The organism is Streptomyces sp. NPDC004788 (genome assembly GCF_053601115.1).
Window position 1 is genome coordinate 38,148 of the sequence record NZ_JBSGBF010000022.1, and the last position, 18,296, is coordinate 56,443.

At 71.1% G+C, this 18,296-nt stretch carries 16 protein-coding genes and 1 tRNA gene; 10 read left to right on the forward strand and 7 right to left on the reverse strand.

Features of this window, described 5'->3' with window-relative positions; genetic code table 11:
- The first annotated feature begins 50 nt into the window (after positions 1-50).
- Complete coding sequence (locus ACWEJX_RS12800) at positions 51-1,922, forward strand: MFS transporter (RefSeq protein ID WP_451607469.1); 1,872 nt, start codon at positions 51-53, stop codon at positions 1,920-1,922.
- A 3-nt stretch (positions 1,923-1,925) separates the two neighbouring features.
- Here ACWEJX_RS12800 and ACWEJX_RS12805 read toward each other — a convergent pair whose 3' ends face one another.
- The 3 genes from ACWEJX_RS12805 to ACWEJX_RS12815 all read right to left on the reverse strand — a co-directional run bounded on the left by ACWEJX_RS12805 (position 1,926) and on the right by ACWEJX_RS12815 (position 5,043).
- Entirely contained in the window at positions 1,926-2,756 is an 831-nt protein-coding gene (locus ACWEJX_RS12805) for an oxidoreductase (protein ID WP_451607470.1), read from the reverse strand.
- Positions 2,757-2,822: 66 nt separating this feature from the next.
- Entirely contained in the window at positions 2,823-4,382 is a 1,560-nt protein-coding gene (locus tag ACWEJX_RS12810; protein ID WP_451607471.1) for a sensor histidine kinase, read from the reverse strand.
- A complete protein-coding gene (locus ACWEJX_RS12815) occupies positions 4,363-5,043 on the reverse strand; it encodes a response regulator transcription factor (protein WP_451607472.1) in 681 nt (226 codons plus the stop codon). The genes ACWEJX_RS12810 and ACWEJX_RS12815 overlap by 20 nt, the downstream gene beginning before the upstream one ends.
- A gap of 94 nt (positions 5,044-5,137) precedes the next feature.
- On the opposite strand from ACWEJX_RS12815, the gene ACWEJX_RS12820 reads away from it, so the two are divergent.
- Positions 5,138-6,553, forward strand: coding sequence for a DUF2079 domain-containing protein (locus ACWEJX_RS12820; RefSeq protein ID WP_451607473.1), 1,416 nt, complete (start codon positions 5,138-5,140; stop codon positions 6,551-6,553).
- A gap of 105 nt (positions 6,554-6,658) precedes the next feature.
- Here the strand turns inward: ACWEJX_RS12820 and ACWEJX_RS12825 are convergent, their stop codons facing one another.
- Positions 6,659-7,096: an RICIN domain-containing protein gene (locus tag ACWEJX_RS12825; protein ID WP_451607474.1), complete on the reverse strand. Its 438-nt coding sequence runs from the start codon at positions 7,094-7,096 to the stop codon at positions 6,659-6,661.
- Between the two features lie 569 nt (positions 7,097-7,665).
- Positions 7,666-7,741, reverse strand: a tRNA-Arg gene (locus tag ACWEJX_RS12830).
- Between the two features lie 152 nt (positions 7,742-7,893).
- On the opposite strand from ACWEJX_RS12830, the gene ACWEJX_RS12835 reads away from it, so the two are divergent.
- The 5 genes from ACWEJX_RS12835 to ACWEJX_RS12855 all read left to right on the forward strand — a co-directional run bounded on the left by ACWEJX_RS12835 (position 7,894) and on the right by ACWEJX_RS12855 (position 12,623).
- Positions 7,894-8,325: an SRPBCC family protein gene (locus ACWEJX_RS12835; protein WP_451607475.1), complete on the forward strand. Its 432-nt coding sequence runs from the start codon at positions 7,894-7,896 to the stop codon at positions 8,323-8,325.
- On the forward strand, positions 8,325-8,759 hold the full coding sequence (locus ACWEJX_RS12840) for a MarR family winged helix-turn-helix transcriptional regulator (protein ID WP_451607476.1): 435 nt from the start codon (positions 8,325-8,327) through the stop codon (positions 8,757-8,759). Before ACWEJX_RS12835 ends, ACWEJX_RS12840 begins: the two co-directional genes overlap by 1 nt.
- A 191-nt stretch (positions 8,760-8,950) precedes the next feature.
- Positions 8,951-9,637, forward strand: a complete 687-nt coding sequence (locus ACWEJX_RS12845; RefSeq protein WP_451607477.1) for a ScbR family autoregulator-binding transcription factor — start codon at positions 8,951-8,953, stop codon at positions 9,635-9,637.
- 239 nt (positions 9,638-9,876) lie between these two features.
- Positions 9,877-10,611 (forward strand): TetR family transcriptional regulator, encoded by a 735-nt coding sequence (locus tag ACWEJX_RS12850; RefSeq protein WP_451607478.1) that lies wholly within the window; start codon positions 9,877-9,879, stop codon positions 10,609-10,611.
- 233 nt (positions 10,612-10,844) lie between these two features.
- Entirely contained in the window at positions 10,845-12,623 is a 1,779-nt protein-coding gene (locus tag ACWEJX_RS12855) for a class I adenylate-forming enzyme family protein (RefSeq protein ID WP_451607511.1), read from the forward strand.
- On the opposite strand, the gene ACWEJX_RS12860 is transcribed toward ACWEJX_RS12855, so the two are convergent.
- On the reverse strand, positions 12,596-13,870 hold the full coding sequence (locus tag ACWEJX_RS12860; RefSeq protein ID WP_451607479.1) for a M6 family metalloprotease domain-containing protein: 1,275 nt from the start codon (positions 13,868-13,870) through the stop codon (positions 12,596-12,598). The genes ACWEJX_RS12855 and ACWEJX_RS12860 overlap by 28 nt on opposite strands.
- 382 nt (positions 13,871-14,252) lie before the next feature.
- On the opposite strand from ACWEJX_RS12860, the gene ACWEJX_RS12865 reads away from it, so the two are divergent.
- Positions 14,253-14,939 (forward strand): TetR/AcrR family transcriptional regulator, encoded by a 687-nt coding sequence (locus ACWEJX_RS12865; protein WP_451607512.1) that lies wholly within the window; start codon positions 14,253-14,255, stop codon positions 14,937-14,939.
- A gap of 173 nt (positions 14,940-15,112) precedes the next feature.
- Entirely contained in the window at positions 15,113-16,633 is a 1,521-nt protein-coding gene (locus tag ACWEJX_RS12870) for an MFS transporter (RefSeq protein ID WP_451607480.1), read from the forward strand.
- A 73-nt stretch (positions 16,634-16,706) separates the two neighbouring features.
- Here ACWEJX_RS12870 and ACWEJX_RS12875 read toward each other — a convergent pair whose 3' ends face one another.
- Positions 16,707-17,195 (reverse strand): MarR family winged helix-turn-helix transcriptional regulator, encoded by a 489-nt coding sequence (locus tag ACWEJX_RS12875; protein WP_451607481.1) that lies wholly within the window; start codon positions 17,193-17,195, stop codon positions 16,707-16,709.
- 158 nt (positions 17,196-17,353) lie between these two features.
- On the opposite strand from ACWEJX_RS12875, the gene ACWEJX_RS12880 reads away from it, so the two are divergent.
- Positions 17,354-18,145: a dioxygenase family protein gene (locus ACWEJX_RS12880; protein WP_451607482.1), complete on the forward strand. Its 792-nt coding sequence runs from the start codon at positions 17,354-17,356 to the stop codon at positions 18,143-18,145.
- The last annotated feature ends 151 nt before the right edge of the window (positions 18,146-18,296 follow it).

An 18,296-nucleotide genomic window follows, 5' to 3' on the forward strand; every position in this document is an offset into this window, starting at 1 on the left:
GGGACGAGAGAAGGGCAGCAGAGGCAGGGGACAGGGGAGAGGGCCGCAGTTTGACCACCGTCGAGCCGACACGCGCCACCGAGGCCGGACCCATGGACTCTGCTTCACCATCGCGAATAGATCTGCCGTCTCCGCGGCCGCCCGCGCCCGTGGACGTCGTGTCCCCGTCCTGGCGGGACAAGCGCCGCTTCACGGTCCTGGTGGCGACGGCCGCGGCCGCGCTCACCCACCTCCTCTGGTTCTTCTTCTTCGCCAACAGCGGCGGGGACCTGGCGGCGCAGGACGCCTGGGCGGAGTTCGTCGGGCGGCACCCGGACTCGGCGTACAACCTCGCCTGGTACGGCGGGATGCACCCGGTCTCGTACAGCGTGGTGTCCCCGTACGTCATGTCCCTGCTCGGCGTGCGGACGACGATGATGATCGCCGGGACGCTGTCGGCGGCTCTGACCGCGCTGATCCTGGTGCGGGTGCGGGCGGTGCGCAATCCGCTCGCGTGCGCGCTCGCCGGGGTCTTCGCGTTCCTGTGCAACGCGCTGTCGGGGCGGGTGACGTTCGGGCTCGGCATGATGTTCGCGCTGGGGGCGGTCGCGGCGGTGTTCTGCTGGCCGCACCGCTGGCGCTACCGGCGCTGGGCGAAGGCGGCGGTCGCCGCGCCGTTCGCCGGGATCGCGACGGCGTGCAGCCCGGTGGCGGGGCTGTTCCTGGGCGTGGTCGCGGCGGCGCTCTTCCTCAACAAGCGGCGGCCGGGCGCGTACGCCCTCGGGCTCGCCCCGGTCGCGGTCGTGGCGCTGTCGGCGTGGCTGTTCCCGTTCTCGGGCACGCAGCCGATGTCGCTGATGTCGATGAGCCTGCCGTTCCTCTTCGGCGTCCTGGTGCTGGTCCTGGTCCCCCGGGAGTGGCGGACGGTGCGGACGGCGGCGGCCGTGTACGCGGCCGGCACGCTGCTGACCTGGCTGATCGACTCGCAGATCGGCTCGAACGTCTCCCGGCTCCCGATGCTCTTCGCGGGCGTGGTGCTGCTCGCCGCCCTGCCGTACTCCTCCGGCCACCGCCGGGAGGGGCGCTCATGGCCGCGCTCGCGCCGCTGGTACGCGATCGTGCTGGCCTTCGTCGGCCTCAACGTGTGGATCGGCTTCAAGGGCGTCGACGACGTGATCCGCACCGCCCCGGACGCCTCGTGGGCGCGCGAGGTCGCCCCGCTGATCAACCAGCTCCAGGTGCGCGGCGCCGAGCAGGCCCGCGTCGAGGTCGTGCCGGCCTCCAGCCACCGCGAGTCCTCGGCCCTCGCCCCGTACATCAACCTGGCCCGCGGCTGGAACCGGCAGGCCGACATAGAGCGCAACCCGCTCTTCTACGACGACACCCTCAACGCCGCCAACTACCACGACTGGCTCGACCGCTGGGCCGTCCATTACGTCGTCCTCCCGACCGGCGCCCCGGACTCGGGGGCCGAGCACGAGGCCGAGCTGGTCGACGACGGCCTGCCGTACCTCAGGCAGGTCTGGTCCGACGACAACTGGCGGCTCTACGAGGTCACCGACCCGATGCCCCTCGCCGACCCGCCCGCCCGCGTCGAACGCGCCGGTGCCAACGAGGTCGTCCTCCACCTCGACGCCCCCGGCCGCGTCCGCATCCGCGTCCCCTACTCCCCGTGGCTCGCGCTCCTCGACGCCGACGGCGCCAAGATCGAACCCCCGCAGGAGACGGAGGCGTCGAAGAAGGCCCGCGAGTCCGCCACCGACTCCGGCAAGGAGCCGCCCAGGGTCTTCGCCAACGAGCAGGGCTGTCTGCTGAAGTCGGCTCCGGACGCGGACGGCGACGAGTGGACCGAACTGCTGGCCCCGAAGCCGGGCACGTACCGCCTGGGCGCCCCGTACAAACTGTTCCCGCGCGGCACGGCCTGCCCGGAAGAACTGCGCTGACCGCTACGCGAGGTCGGTGGAGAGGGCGACCTGCCGCCACCGGTCGAGTTCCCGCCGGACCAGATCCAGCTTCGCCTCGACGCGCTCGACGGCGTCCGCGCCCAACTGCAGCCGCAGCGGCGGCTCGGCGGCCTCGGTGACGTCGACGATCGCCCTGGCGGCCTTCACCGGATCGCCCGGCTGACGCCCGTCGACCTGCGCCAGCGCCTCGCGCACCGGCCCGGCGCCGGCGGCGTAGTCACCGATGGAGGCCGGCTCGATCCGGATGCTGGAGCCGTTCAGGAAATCGGTACGGAAGCCCCCCGGCTCGACGATCGTGACGCGGATCCCCAGCGGGGCCAGCTCGGCGTGCAGCGCCTCGGAGATCCCCTCGACGGCGAACTTCGACGCCCCGTAAAGCCCGACCGCCGGCGCGGTGGCGAACCCGCCGACGGAGCCGATGTTCAGCACGTGCCCGGACCGCTGCGCCCGCAAGGTCGGCAGCGTCGCCCGCAAGGTGTTCAGCACCCCGAACACGTTGACGTCGAACAGCTCCCGCACCGCCTTGTCGGACGTCTCCTCCACCGCGCCCACGAGCCCGTATCCGGCATTGCAGACCACCACGTCGATCCGCCCGAACTCCGCGACTCCGGCCTCCACCGCGCCGGCCAGCTCCCCGGCCTCGGTCACATCCGCCCGCAGCGCCAACAGCCCCGCCGGCCGCTCCGGATAGGCCCGCAGCACCGCCGCCACGTCCCGGGCCGTAGCGATCACACGATGCCCCCGCCCCAACGCCTCCCGAGTGACCGCGGCCCCGAGCCCCCGCGCCGCCCCGGTGACAAACCACACGCCCATGTTCTCCCCTGCCTGATCGGTCTGCCGTTCGACAGCGCGACGCTAGACGTTGGAGTGCGCTCTAGATCAAGCCCGCGCGGGCGTGGGAGCAGGCGGAGGAGCAGGCGGAGGAGCAGGCGGCGGAGCTTCGGTCTCGCTGCTCAGGGGGAAGCGGACGACGAGTCGGGCTCCCTCGGCGCTGTCCGCGACCACGAGCGTTCCTCCGTGCCGAGTGGCGATCTCCCGGGCGATGGGCAGGCCCAGGCCGGCACCGCCGTCGGAGCGCGCGCGTGCCTCGTCGAGTCGGGTGAAGCGCTCGAACACCTTCTCCCTGTCGGCGGGCGGGATGCCGGGCCCGTCGTCGATGACCTCGGTGACGATCGTCCCCGCCTCGACCGATGAGCGGACGGTGACGCGGTGGCGAGCATGGCGGCAGGCGTTGCCGAGCAGGTTGCGCAGCAGGCGCTCCAGTTGCACGGCGTTTCCGCGGACCGTCGCGTGGGCGGGAACGTCGCACGTCAGGGTCAGCCCTCGGGCCGTGGGCAGGTGTTGGTGCTCCCGGACCAGATCTTCCGCGAGCGGGGAGAGGTCGACCTCCTCCGCTGCCGGCGCAGCACGCGGAGAGCCGTCCATGCGCGCGAGCAGAAGCAGATCATTGGCCAGAGCCTGCAGGCGAACGACGTCCGCCACCGACTCGCGCACGACGGACGGCCAGTCGACGCCTTCCGGGTGCCGAAGGGCTGACTCGAGTTGCGCACGCATGGCGGCCAGCGGACTGCGGAGCTCATGGGCGGCATCCGCGACGAACTGCTGTTGCCGGGTGGACGCCTGCTCCAGTCGGTCGAGGGTGTCGTTCGTCGTGCACGCCAGCCTGGCGATGGCGTCGTCCGTCTCCGGGACGGGGACGCGCTGGTCCAGGGAGTGGCTGGTGATGTGGGCCAGCTGCTGACGGATCGCCTCGACCGGTCGGAGGGAGCGACTCGCGGTGACATGGGTGAGCAACCCGGTGAGCATGCCGACGGCTGGGGCGCCGGTGGACAGCGCCACCCAGTAGACGGTGTCGATGTTGCCCCACTCGTACTGCACCTGACGCAGCAGATGGACCGCGAGGAGCAGCAGCGCCGCGCTGGTGACCGCGGCTGTGAGGACGAGACGGCTCCGGAACGGGATGCGCGGTGCGCCGTTGCCCAGGGCGGTCCACGCGGCCATGCCGGTGAGGAGCCCGGTCGCCGGTGCGATGAAGAGGGGTCCCCACGAGAGTGCGGCGTCCGCAGTGTCGAAGGGGAGGACGGAGTTGTAGTGCTCGACCCACTGCACCTGGGTGAAGTAGAGCACCGACACCGAGCCGGCGGCGGCTGCCGACGTGCGGGCGCGTACCGCTGCGGTGTGGCCCCTGGCGGAGAACCAGCACGCCAGTGCCACGCCGGCCGTACCGAGGAGCAGGCCCGGCCGGCTCAGCAGCTCGATCTGCGGTCCGATGCGATCGGTGGCGAAACGCTCGGGCCCCGCGGGCGCGAGTGGTCCGGCCAGGTGGTCGGCGTATTGGAGCCATGCGACCGCCAGAACGACCCCGAGGGCCGACGTGAGGGCCGTGACCCAGGCGGGGCGCGGCGGCCGGGTGCCGAAGTCAGTCGCTGCTCGTATCACGGATGCGATAGCCCCCTCCTCTGACCGTTTCGATGGACTCGGTTCCGAAGGGCACATCTATTTTCCGCCGGACCGCGCTGATGTAGACCTGCACGATGTTCGGGTCGCCCAAGAAATCCGCGGACCACACCTCTTCCAGTAGATCGCGCTTGGTCACTACTTCACCACTGTGCCGCAGCAGGCTTTCCAGTACGCCGAATTCTTTCGGGGTCAAGGAGATCGGCGTCTGTTTTCGGCCGCATGCCCGTCGGGCGGGATCCAGCCAGAGATCGCCTGATTCGAGAATTGTCGGGGTTCGAGAGCCGCCGCGACGGAGCAGAGCGCGGAGCCGCGCCTCAAGAACCACGTACGAGAAGGGTTTGGCCAGATAGTCGTCGGCGCCCGTGTCCAGCCCCTCGGCCTCGTCGTACTCGCCCGACTTCGCCGTCAGCATGAGCACGGGCACGTCGTTCTTCTCGGCGCGGAGCCGTGAACACACCTGGTAGCCGTTGAGTCCGGGAAGCATGATGTCCAGCAGCACCGCGCTGTACGGGAACTCCCGTGCCATGTGCAGTCCCGTGACGCCGTCGTGGGCCACGTCCACGGCGTAACCGATCGCCGACAGGCCACGCTGCAGAGAGGCCGCCAGCCGCTCTTCGTCCTCGATCACCAGCACTCGCACGGCCTCAGTATGTCGCGCGCCGGGCAACCGGAGCTGAGGAAATCCTCAGCCTTCTTCAGCCCATCCTCAGCGCACGCCCCGCACCATCTGGCCCATGCTGTCGACCACCGCACGTGTCCTGCCCCGTCCGCCGAGCGATCCCCGCAGGATCCAGCGGCCACATTCCGCGGGGTCGCGGTCGCTGCCGGCTGTTCTGGCCCTGGCGGTGTTTCTCGTCTACGCGGCCTATGCCCTCCGTGAGCACGGCCGGTTCGGCACGACCGGCTACGACCTGGGAATCTTCGACCAGGCGGTGCGCTCCTACGCGGAGGGCGGATGGCCGGCCTCCGAGATCCGGACGGCCACCGCTCCCCCTGGCTTCACGGGCGACGCGTATCCGCTCCTCGGCGACCACTTCCACCCCGTGCTCGCCCTCCTCGCCCCCCTCTATCTGGTCGCGCCCCACGTGGAGACGCTGCTCATCGCGCAAGCGGCACTCGTGGCGGGCTCCACGTACGTGATCACCCGCGCGGCCCGGCTCCATCTGCGACACCGCTGGGCTGCTCCGTCGCTGGGCCTGGCCTATGGCTTCTCCTGGGGACTTCAGCAGCTGGTCGCGTTCGACTTCCATGAAGTCGCCTTCGCGGTGCCGCTCTTGGCGTTCGCCGGCCGCTCCTACCTCGACGGGAGGTGGGTTGCCGCCGCCTGGTGGGCAGCCGCCCTCCTCCTGGTCAAGGAAGACCTGGGTGCCACGACCGCCGTCTTCGCCCTCCTGATCGTCCGCCATCATCGCCGGGCCGGCCTTCTGCTGGGCGCAACGGCGATCGTCGGTACGGCGTTGACCGTCCTGGTGGTGATTCCCGCCCTCGCCCCTGACGGCCGGTACGGCTATCTGAGCCAGCCGCAGGCGTACGGGATGCTGGACGGCTGGCCGGTGAAGACCCTCACCCTCGCCGCGCTTCTCGCGGTCACCGCGGGCCTGGCGCTCCGCAGCCCTTTCGCCCTGCTCTTGTTGCCGACCCTGGCATGGCGCCTCTTCTCGTCGAACCCCGCGTACTGGGGGACGGAGCTGCACTACTCCGCCGTTCTCATGCCCATCGCCTTCATCGCCCTCGTCGACGTCCTACGGAGGGGAGCGCGCCTGCCGGTACTCGTCCCGTTGGCGGTCGCCGTGGCGTTGCTCCCGGCGCAGCCGCTTCGCGACCTGGTCACCCCGGGGTTCTGGCGGGACGGCGACCGCCAGACGGCGGCCCGGACGGCGATCGGCCTGGTCCCCTCAGGCGCACGGGTGGCCGCGAGCAACAGTCTCGCCCCGCACCTCAGCGACCGGGCGACCGTGCACCTTGTCGCCGATGGTGTGCTGACCAGGCACAAGGGCATCACCTGGATCGTGGCCGACACCAGCGATTCCTTTCCCTCCGGCGGGGTCGTTGCCGTCATCCGGCAGGCCGAGGAGAATGGCTGGCGCAGCGTCTACGACGAGGGCGGAATGATCGTCCTGCGGAGCCCCGCGGACCCGGCGCGTTCCTGAGCGACCGACATCCGCAACCGTCATGAGCCGTTGCCTTGAACGGGCCGAGGCCCGCCCTCTGCGACAGGGCGGGCCTCGGTCTTGCTCACACTCACAGCGTGAAGGTCAGCTCCACTTCTGGTAGTTGCCCCCGTTGTAGGAGTGCGTGTAGACCTGCTGGGCGGCGTTGCTGTCGAGCACGTAGCCGGTGGCGACGTTCCTCAGCACGTAGCCGGAACCGTTGTAGCTGATGGTCCACTTCTGGTAACTGCCGCCGTTGCAGGAGAGGGTGTAGACGGCCTGGGCGGCGTTGCTGTCGAGGCAGAACCCGGTGGCCTGGTTCTTCACGGTGTAGCCCCCACTGACGGACGAGACCGTCCACTTCTGGTAGGCGCCGGTGTTGCAGTCGTGCGTGTAGACGGCCTGGGCGGCGTTGCTGTCCAGGCAGAATCCGGTGGCGACGTTCTTGAACTGCTCCGTGCCCGGAACAGCGGCCTGCGCGGGCGCCGTCATGACCAGAACTCCGGCGCCGGCCACGGCCACGGACGCTAACGCAGAAGCCACGGTCTTTCGCGCGAACATAACTTTCCTTTCGTCGGAGGCTAATTGCCGCGTTGAACGTAACTGAGGCTGATCGAATGAGACAACGACAGTTATGAATATCGCCGGTGCGAACGCCGCCGTGCGTCAACAGTTCCCATTCCGACGTGCCGGGTGCGCACCATGTGATACGTGCGTGACTCGCGGCGATCGAGGGGCGCGGAATACCTCACTCTGGGCAGCGAAAATGGAATGGGCCGCCCCGCTCTCAAGGCCTCGGTGCCGAAGAAAGGCGCCGATTGTCCTCATTGTTCATATCTGGGGTATTGATCCGGAGTGCGGAATTCCTCCTGCGGGATAGGCGAGATCCCACGACCCCCGCCTCGAAAACAGGTCGGCCTCTCGGGTGGCCCTGCCGAGACCGACCCGCCGACAGGCGCCATCACAGGCCGGCGGTTCGAACGGGGTGGCGATCCACTGCGTCGGGCGCGGGCGACGCTCGCCGGCGAAGGCATGAAAACGGCCCCGGACGGGTCGTCCGAGGCCGAGTGGGACCCCGCTCCAGGGAGGAGCCCAGGTCAGAGCCATGCGCTTGGTGCCCCCGGCAGGATTCGAACCTGCGACACCCGCTTTAGGAGAGCGGTGCTCTATCCCCTGAGCTACGAAGGCGGGATACAACGCTCGACAGTGTAGCGGGTGGGCCGGGCGGGGCCGGGGAGTCGGGGAGTTCGGGAGGAAGTGGGGGAAGGTCTCGACAGATGGTCTGCGCGAAGATAGTCTGCGCGTAGGGTAACTTCGGTACGAGGGGAACGGGGATCGCTATGTGGGCGTACGAGCACAGTGTCGAGACCGAGGCGACCGGGCAGGCCGTCTGGGAGCTGTGGGCCGATGTGGAGAACTGGGGGGAGTGGAACGCCGACATCAAGGGCATCGCGATCGACCGGCCCTTCGGTGAGGGGGCCGGGATCGTGATGAATCCGGGGACAGAGGAGGCGGTCGAGCTGGTGGTCACCGAGGCGGTGGCCGGGGAGCGGTTCGTGGACGAGGCGCGGTTCGGGGGGCTGGTGTTGCGGACGATGCACCGGGTCGAGGCGGGCGAGCGGGCGCGGACGCGGGTCACGTACCGGATGGAGATCACCGGGGACGGCGTGGGCGAGTTCGGGCCGCAGGTGGGGCCCGCGGTGACCGGGGACTGGCCCGAGACGATGGCCGCGCTGGTGAAGGCCGCGCTGGCGAAGGTGGCGGAGCGCTGATGGCGGCGCTCGAACCGGAGGAGAGCCCCGGGTTCCTGCTCTGGCACGCCACGCTGCGCTGGCAGCGGGACATCGGGGCCGCGCTCGCGCCGCTGGGGCTGACGCATGTGCAGTTCGTGCTGCTCGCCTGTGCCTGGTGGCTCAACGGGCGCGGCGAGCGGCCGCAGCAGCAGGCGCTGGCCCGGCAGGCCGGGACGGACGTGAAGATGACGTCGCAGGTGCTGAAGGCGCTGGAGGCCAAGGGGCTCGTCGAGCGGGAGGTCGACCCGGCGGACACCCGGGCCAAGCGGCTGCGCGTGACGGCGGCGGGGGCGGAGCTGGCGCCGCGGGCGATCGCCGTCGTGGAGGAGGTCGACGCGCGGTTCTTCCCCGCGGACGTACGAGCGGGGGCCGTGGCCCTGCTCCGGCGCATCGCCGAGCCGGCGGAAGGCTAACTGCGCGGCTCCGCAAGGAGGCTGGTGACCTGCCACACGGGAACGTTTACGATACGGACCAACCGGTTTTGTTTCCGCTTCCTTGTCGAACCGGTTGGGTGGTTTTATTCTCGAATTGTGGACGCGTGAAGCATCCGGTTGGAAACGCCAGCCTTACGGTCTACTTCGCACCGTGAGGTACGGAGGATGTAGTGGCACAGCAAGAACGCGCCATCCGCACACGCCAGAAGATCGTGCTCGCGGCGGCCGAACTGTTCGACGAGGTCGGCTACGAGGCCGCGACGATCTCCGAAGTGCTGAAGAGGTGCGGGGTCACCAAGGGGGCCCTCTACTTCCACTTCTCCTCCAAGGAGGAGCTCGCCCAGGAGGTCCTCGCCGGTCAGGTCGCGGCCCTGCCTCCCGTGCCGCAGCGTGAGCTCTTCCTCCAGACGCTCACCGACGAGGCCCTCGTCCTCGCCCATCTCCTGCACATCGCCGACCCCATGGTGCGCGGCAGCGTCCGCCTCACCGTCGACCAGGGCTCCCCGCTCGACGGCCTCGACCGCCGCGTCCCGATGCAGGGCTGGATCGACCACAACGTCGACATCCTGACCAAGGCGAAGGCGGCCGGCGAGTTGCTGCCGCACGTGGACATCCCCGCCACCGCCAGCCTCTTCACGGGCAGTTTCACCGGCGTGCAGGTCCTCTCCAAGATCATGACCAAGCACGCGGACATGGTGGAGCGGGTCTCCGACCTCATGCGCACCATCGTCAGTGCCATCACCGTCCCCGGCGTACTCGTCCGCCTCGACTTCTCACCCTCGCGCGCCGAGCGCGCCTACGGGGAGGCGCTCCAGGCGCGCGGCGGGGCTGCGAGCCCTTCCGGCGCGGTGAGTTGACCTCGCGCCAGGTCCCCTACAGCTCACAGCTCACGGCTCACTTTTGGCCATCATGAGAGGCGCCGGTCGAGAGGTGGTTCGCTCCTGAACTTTGTTGCGTTCTCGGGGTGTTGGGGTCGCTCCCGAGGCTCCGCCGTGACCGTATGGCGGGCGAGGTCTTTTCCGTAACGCGAAATACCGCTGGGCCGGTTTGTTAAAGTGCTGGCAAAGTGACGGTTGGCGCTGCGTACGGAGGTCCCTTGGCCAAGCAGGAGCGGGCGATTCGGACGCGCAACGCCCTCGTCGAGTCGGCGGCCGCGCTCTTCGACCGGGACGGCTTCGAGGTCGCCTCGCTCGCGACCATCAGCGCCCGTGCCGGGGTCAGCAGCGGCGCCCTGCACTTCCATTTCCCCAGCAAGGCGGAGCTGGCCGACGCCGTCGTCGCCGCGGCCGGCGAGCGGCTCGTACGGATCATCCGGGAGCGCGAGGCGCTCCCGCTGCAGACCCTCATCGACGCCAGCCACGAACTCGTCCAGGGGCTCCGATCCGACGCCGTCCTCCGCGCCGGTTTCGCCCTCGCCTCCGCGAACGGTGGACACGGCCGGCCGGCGACGGAAGCTGCGGCGGCGGAACCGGCGCCGGCGGAAGCGGCGACGGAACCGCCGGCGGAAGCGGCGGCGACGGACTTACGGCGACTGTGGTGCGAGTGGGTCGGGTCCGTCGTGGCACGGGCCGAGCGCGAGGGCCTGCTCGCGCCCGACGTGACGGCCGAGGAGGTGGCGGCGACGGTGGTCGCGGTCGCCGCCGGCCACGCGGCCCTCGGGCATCAGGACCCGAGCTGGCTGGAACGGGCCCCGCTCACCCGGTTCTGGACGTTCCTGCTGCCCCGGGTGGTCGGCGCGGCCCGGGCGGGGCTCTTCGTGGCCTCGGGAACGGGGACGGGTACGGGTATGGGGACGGGGATGGGGATGGGGGCGAAGGCGGAGACGAGATAGGGGGCGAGAGCGGGAGCGACGGCGGCTCCGCGGACCTCTCCTGACGTGTGCTGCCGGGCGCTGGGTAGCGTACGGGCGACGGAGACGGGCAAGAGGCGGGAGCAACCGTGGACGAGTCGCACACCGGCCGACAGTCGACCGACCAGGACCGGCCGGCCGCCCCGCCCACCCCCGCCGCCCCTCACCGGCGGTCGCCCGACCACCCCCACCCTCACCCCGACCCCCACACCCTCCTGTCCGGCCCCGGCGCGCCCTTCGCCGTCGACGAGTACGGCGTCTACGCCTCCGGCCCCCGCACCCTGCGCGAGTTCGTCGAGGCCACCTGGGCCTTCGGCGACCGGCCCTTCCTCGTCGCGGAGGACGGGCGGACGACGAGCTACCGCGCCTTCTTCGACGCCGCCTGCGGCCTCGCCCGCCGGCTCGTCGGCGCGTACGGGCTGCGCCCCGGCGACCGGGTCGTCGTCGCGATGCGCAACCACCCCGAGTGGCAGACCGCCTTCTGGGCCGCGCAGCTCGCCGGCCTCGTCGCCGTACCGCTCAACGCCTGGTGGACCGCGGAGGAGTTCGCGTACGCGCTCGACGACTGCGCGCCCCGCGTGCTGCTCGTGGACGGCGAGCGGGTGCCGCGCGTCGCCGCCTGGGCCCGCGCCCACGCCGTACCCGGCATCGTCTTCCACGGCGAGGGCGGGGAGCGGGTCGAGGGCTTCGAGGCGTACGTCCCCGACACCGACCCGCTTCTCGGGCCGCCGCCCGTCGACGTGCTGCCCGAACACGACGCCACGATCATCTACACCTCCGGCACCACCGGCCGCCCCAAGGGCGCCGTCGCCACCCACCTCGCGCAGGCGGGCGCGGCCATGAACCCCGGCTACTTCGCCGCCGCCTCCGCCCTCCGTCGCGGGGCGCGGCCGGGCGCCGGGCCCGTACCGGTCTCGCTCAGCACGTACCCCTTCTTCCACGTCGCCGCCTTCACCTCCTTCTACTCGGTCATGGCGGCCGGCGGCACCCTCGTCCTGATGCGCAAGTGGGACCCGGCGAAGGCCCTGGAGCTGATCCGGACCCATCGCGTCACCCACTACGCGGGCGTCCCCACCACCGCGCTCCAGCTGCTCGACCTCGCCGAACGCACCGGCGACCCGCTGGAGTCGGTCACGATGTTCAACACCGGGGGAGCGGCGGCCCCGCCCGGGCTCGCCGCGCGGATCGCCGCCGCGTACGGGGAGCGGATCGAGCCGCGCAACGGCTACGGCCTCACCGAGACCTGCGGCGGTGTCCTCGCGAACTTCGGCGCCGAGTACCGCGCCCACCCCGGCAGTGTGGGCCGGCCCACGCCCGCCACCGAGGTACGAGTTGAGCGGCCGGACGCGGACGGCGTCGGCGAACTGTGGCTGCGCGGTCAGGCACTCGTACGCGGCTACTGGCGCGACGAGGCCGCCACCCGCGAGGCGTTCACCGCGGACGGCTGGTTCCGTACGGGCGACCTGGCGCGCATCGGCGACGGCGGCCTGGTGACGATCGTCGACCGGCTCAAGGACATGGTGATCCGGGGCGGCGAGAACGTGTACTGCGTCGAGGTCGAGGGCGTGCTCCAGGACCACCCGGACGTCGTCGAGGCCGCCGTCCTCGGCGTCCCGCATCCCGTCCTCGGCGAGGAGGTCGCCGCCGTGGTCCGGCTCCGCGAGGGCGCGACGGCGGGCGCGACGGCGGGCGCGACGGCGGGCGCGGGAGCCGGGGCGGGGGCCGGCGCGACGGTCGGAGCCGCTGAGCTGCTGCGGGAGTACGTGGGGACGCGGCTCGCAGCGTTCAAGGTGCCCGCGCATGTCGTCATACGGGAGACGGCGCTGCCCCGCAACGCGGGCGGGAAGGTCCTCAAGCGCGAGCTCCGGGACGGTGTGGGCGGCAGTGTCGGCGGCCGGCTCCGGGACGGTGTCGGCGGCCGGCTCCGGGACGGTGTCGGCGGTCAGCTGCAGGACGGTGTCGGCGGTCAGCTCCGGGACACGCGGACGCGGTAGCCGCCCGTCGCCGGGTCCTCGTCGAGGACGGTGATCCGGATGCCGTTGGCCCGGTCGGTGAAGGACTCGCCGGGCGCGTACGGGGCGTCCGACAGCTCCGCCTGGACGTTGGGGCGCCGGGTGCAGCCGCCGCTCTCGTGGTCGCTGTCGGTCACGGTGATCGGGCCGTGCCCGGTGTCGACGTCCGTGTCGACGCGGTAGACGAGGACGCCGGGCTTGCAGACGGCCTCGTCGTTGCCCTCGCGGGTGCGGACCTCGACGGCGTAGCCGGAGGTGCCGGAGAACGGGACGAAGGCGAGCTTGGGGCCGCCGGTGACGGCCAGCGGGGTCAGCGTGTACTCGAAGTCGCCGGGCCGGGAGGCGCAGCCGACCTGGTCGTCGTCGAGCCAGCCGAGCTTCCACTTGTGCCAGCCGAGCAGGTCGTTGTTGGCCCCCCAGTCCTCGGACATGATGTCCCAGTGCCCGACCGTGCCGCCGCCGTCCGAGGTGTAGAGGTCGGGGAGTCCGAAGACATGACCGTTCTCGTGCGGCAGCACCCGGTAGCCGGTGTCGGCGTAGCTGCCCGAGCCGTCGTCCTGGCGGCTGTAGACGAAGGACGTGTTGGAGAGCGGCACGCCGTCCGCGTAGGGCGCGTCGTCGTTGCCGGAGAAGGTCACGGACAGGACGGTGTCGAGCGCGGAGGGGCCGGCGTTCGGGGTGACGAGGACGTTGACCAGGTCGTACGCGCTGAAGTCCACGCGCGCGTCGGCGGCCTTCACGATGTCCTCGACGAGCTTGCGGTAGCCCGGTTCGTACGGTGAGCCGCGCTCGACGCCGTACGAGGAGAAGGGGCGTGGCATCCGCAGCCAGTCGGGTATCGGGGTCTCGGGGCGGTACTGGAGGCGGCCGTACGAGCTGACGCGGAACCAGTCGGACGTCCGCGGGAAGAACTCGCGGAAGCGGCTCATGGCCGTGCCCTGCCCGGGCGTGTCCGGGAAGTCGATCATCAGGTTGAGCGCCTTGATCAGGCCGGTGGAGCGGGCGTACCCAGGGGTGGTGGGGACTCCCTCCGACATCTGCACACCCATCGTCGTGGCGATCCGGCACGGCTCCAGCGGCGCCTTCCGGGGCCCGCTGGCCACGGGGCCCGCGGAGGCGGGGGCCGGGCCGGGGAGGGTCGTGCTGGCCGTTGCCAGCGCGGCGATCGCGAGGACGGCCGACGCGGCCAGGGCGATGGGTCTGCGTATCCGCCGGGGCGTCTCCTGCATGCGGTCGCCTCTCCGAGCTCCGTCGGCTCCGTCAGCTCCGACAGCTCTGTCAGTCAGCTCTGTCAGTCAGCTCCGTCAGTGCGATCAGCCTCTGGCGGGCGGTCGGGGCGCGCGCGTCGGGTGGGCCGACCGGGGGATGTGACTCAGGTCACAAGCGGGCGCGGAAATAACCGGGGATCCGTTCCCCGTTTATGCCTGTGTTCGACGAAGTGGGGACTCGGTCCCCGGATCACTCGGGAGAGGTACCGCAGTGAGCATCAGCACGGCTGACACGGCTGACACGGCTGACACGGCTGGCTCCGCTGGCGCGGCTGCCACCGCTGGCACGGCTGACACCGGTGGCTCCGCTGGCACGGCTGGCTCCGCCGGCGCGGCTGACACCATTCGCGCCGCGGTCACCGGCGGGCATGCCACGGCCGACGCCGCGCCCGCGCGTCGCGTCCCCCGCCCCCGCGCGGACGCGCTGCGCAACCGCGAGCGGATCGTGACGGCGGCGCGCGAGATGTTCGTCGAGTTCGGCGCCCAGGTGCCGCTCGACGAGATAGCCCGCCGCGCCGGCGTCGGGAACGCCACGCTGTACCGCAACTTCCCCGAGCGCTCCGACCTCGTCCGCGAGGTCGTCGTCTCCTCCATGGCACGGATAGCCGAGCGGGCCCGGGAGGCGGCGGAGGAGGAGAGCGACACCTTCGCCGCCCTCCGCCGCTTCACGCATGCCGCCGCCGACGAGCGGGTCGGCGCCCTGTGTCCGATGCTCGACGGCGCCTTCGACAAGGACCACCCGGACCTCGTGGCCGAGCGCACCCACCTGGAGGAGGTCGTACAGGGCCTCGTCGACCGGGCGCAGGAGGCCGGCCGGCTCCGGGCCGACGTGGGCGTCGGTGACCTGATGGTGGCGGTCTCCCAGCTGACCCGGCCGCTGCCCGGCACGGCCTGTCTGAACATGGACCGGTTCGTCCACCGCCACCTGCAGGTGTTCCTGGACGGTCTGGAGGCGCCCGTGCGCTCCGAACTCCCCGGCGCCGCCGCGACCCTGGAGGACCTGAGGAACAGCTGCGCCGCCCGCGGCTGACGGCCGGCCGCTGACGCCGGCCGGCCCCCGCCTCGTAACTCCCTGACTTCCCTTTCCTTTTCCCTCCCCTCCCTCCTCCCTTTCCCGCCGCTCCTCCCTCCCCCCGTTCCTCCGTCCCTCCCCCCTGACTTAAGTCCTTTTTCACCGTTCTGCGCCAAGAGGTGGCTACCCCCATGTCAAAAATCGCCCAGACCCAGGCCGACCCCAGCCGCTGGAGAGCTCTGCTCTTCATCGCCCTCGCCCAGCTGATGGTCGTGCTCGACGCGACGATCGTGAACATCGCGCTGCCCTCCGCCCAGCACGACCTCGGGATATCCGACGGCAACCGGCAGTGGGTCATCACGGCCTACGCGCTCGCCTTCGGCGGTCTGCTGCTCTTCGGTGGCCGGGTCGCCGACCTGTGGGGCCGTAAGCGCACCTTCGTGGTCGGTCTGATCGGCTTCGCCGCGGCTTCCGCCCTCGGTGGCGCCGCGACCGGCGAGGCGATGATGCTCGGCGCCCGTGCGCTGCAGGGTGCGTTCGGCGCGCTGCTCGCGCCGTCGGCGCTGTCGCTGCTCGCGGTGATGTTCACGGACGCCAAGGAGCGTGCCAAGGCGTTCGGCATCTACGGTGCGATCGCCGGTGGCGGTGGCGCGGTGGGTCTGATCCTCGGCGGCTTCCTCACCGAGTACCTGAACTGGCGCTGGACGTTCTTCGTCAACATCCCGTTCGCGATCGTCGCGGCGGCCGGTGCCTTCTTCGTGATCCGCGAGCCGGCCGGCGGCCGCAACCGCTCCGCGCTCGACCTGCCGGGTGTGGTGCTGTCCACCCTCGGTCTGGTGTCCCTGGTCTACGGCTTCACGCGCGCCGAGTCCGACGGCTGGACGGCCCCGGTGACCATCGGCCTGTTCGTCGCCTCGGTCCTGCTGCTCGCGACCTTCGCCCTCGTCGAGGCGCGGGTGAAGTCGCCGCTGCTGCCGCTGCGCGTCGTCACCGACCGCAACCGCGGCGGTGTGTACCTGTCCCTCGGTCTCGCGGTCATCGCGATGTTCGGCCTGTTCCTGTTCCTGACCTACTACCTCCAGGTCGTGAAGGGGTACTCGCCGGTCAAGACGGGCTTCGCGTTCCTGCCGATGATCGCGGGCATGATCACCGGTTCCACGCAGATCGGTACGCGGCTGATGACCCGGGTCCCGCCGCGCTGGCTGATGGGGCCGGGCTTCCTGACCGCCGCGACCGGCATGCTGCTGCTGACGCAGCTGGAGATCGGTTCGTCGTACGCCGGGCTGATCCTGCCGGCGCAGCTGCTGCTCGGCCTCGGCATGGGTACGGCGTTCATGCCGGCGATGTCCCTGGCGACGCTCGGCGTGGATCCGCGGGACGCCGGTGTGGCCTCCGCGATGGTCAACACCTCGCAGCAGGTCGGCGGCGCCATCGGTACGGCCCTGCTGAACACCATCGCCGCCTCCGCGACCACCGCGTACAAAGCGGACCACGTGGCCGGCGCGAGCACCCCGTCGGCGCAGAAGCTGCTGCAGCTCCAGGGCATGGTCGAGGGCTACTCGGCCGCCATCTGGTGGGCGGTCGGCATCCTGGTCGTCTCCGCGACCATCGCGCTGACCTTCATCACCACCGGGAAGCCGGGCGGCGGCGTCGTGGCGCGCTCCGGTTCACCCGTGGAGGACGAGGTGAAGATCCCGGTCATCGCACACTGAGCCCCGGCCCCACCGCTTCACCTCTGCACCTCTTCCGGCGCCCCTCTGCCCTGGTTCCGCTCGGCGTTCTCGCTCAGCGGAGCCAGGGCAGATCCGCGTTCGGGTCCGTGGGCTGAAGTCCCTCGGAGACCGTCCGCATGATCGCGCCGAGCTGCTCCACCTGCTCAGGGGTGAGCCGGTCGAAGAGCGCCTGCCGTACGGCGCCGACGTGGCCGGGCGCGGTGCGGCGCAGCACCTCGTACCCCTCGTCCGTCAGCGTGGCGAACTGCCCGCGCTTGTCGGAGGGGCACTCCTCGCGCGAGACCCAGCCGCTCTTCTCCAGGCGGGCGACGGCGTGCGAGAGTCGCGAGCGGGTGATCTTGGCGTCCTTGGCCAGCTCGGTCATGCGCATCCGGCGGCGCGGCGCCTGGGAGAGCTGGACGAGCAGCCCGTAGTAGATGTGGGGCATCCCGGCGTCACGCTGCAACTGGCGGTCGAGATGGTCCTCCAGGAGGGTGGTGGCGTGGAGGTAGGCGCGCCAGGTGCGCTGCTCCTCGTCGCTGAGCCAGCGGGGTTCGGTCATGAAGCCATGGTACGACCAATCCTTGAAAGTTGAACTAGATCCGGTCTAAGCTGGGCGCGAGCTTGGAGCTTGAAACTTCAAGGAATCTCGGGAGCCCCAAGGAAGTCCAGGGGCTCCAAGGAAGCAACGCCAGACTCGCGCTGAAGGAGGCGGACGCCATGGACGACGCCACGCTTGAACGAATGCCGGCCCTCTACCTGTCGCACGGCGCCCCGCCGCTCGCCGACGACCCGGTCTGGCCGGGCGAGCTCGCCGCCTGGTCCGCCGGCCTGCCCCGGCCCAAGGCGATCCTCATGGTCTCCGCGCACTGGGAGGAGGCCCCGCTCGCTCTCGGCGCGACCGAGACCGTGCCGCTCGTCTACGACTTCTGGGGCTTCCCCGAGCACTACTACCGGGTCCGGTACGCGGCACCCGGCGCACCCGAGCTCGCCGAGTCCGTGCGCAAGCTGCTCCGCGCGCCCGGTACGCCCGTCCAGGACATCCCGGACCGCGGGCTCGACCACGGCGCGTACGTGCCGCTCGTCGAGATGTACCCCGGCGCCGACATCCCCGTCCTCCAGATCTCGATGCCCACCCTCGACCCGCGCCGCCTCATGGACATCGGCCGCAGGCTCGCCCCGCTGCGCGACGAGGGTGTGCTGATCGTCGGCAGCGGCTTCTTCACCCACAACCTGGCCGCCCTGCGGCACACCGGCGGCGGCGTGCCGGGCTGGTCGGCCGAGTTCGACGCGTGGGGGCACGAGGCGCTCGCCGCCCGTGACGTCGACGCCCTCCTCGACTTCGAGCGCAAGTCCCCGGCCGGCCGCCTCGCCCACCCGCGCACCGAACACTTCGCCCCGCTCTTCGTCACGATGGGCGCGGCGGACGCGGCCGGTGACCTGGACGCGGAGCGCAGCGTGATCGACGGGTTCTGGATGGGGCTGGCGAAGCGGTCGGTGCAGTTCGGGTAGGCCACGCGGGTCGGCAACCCGGCGGCCGCGGGGTGCGTCTTCAGGGATGGAGCGGAGCCGAGGAAGCCGCCGCTCCGGTGTGAAGGGCGGGAACGGGCCACATGTGACGGCGGTCTCACACGGACGGTCGCGGACGGTCGCGGACGGGCGT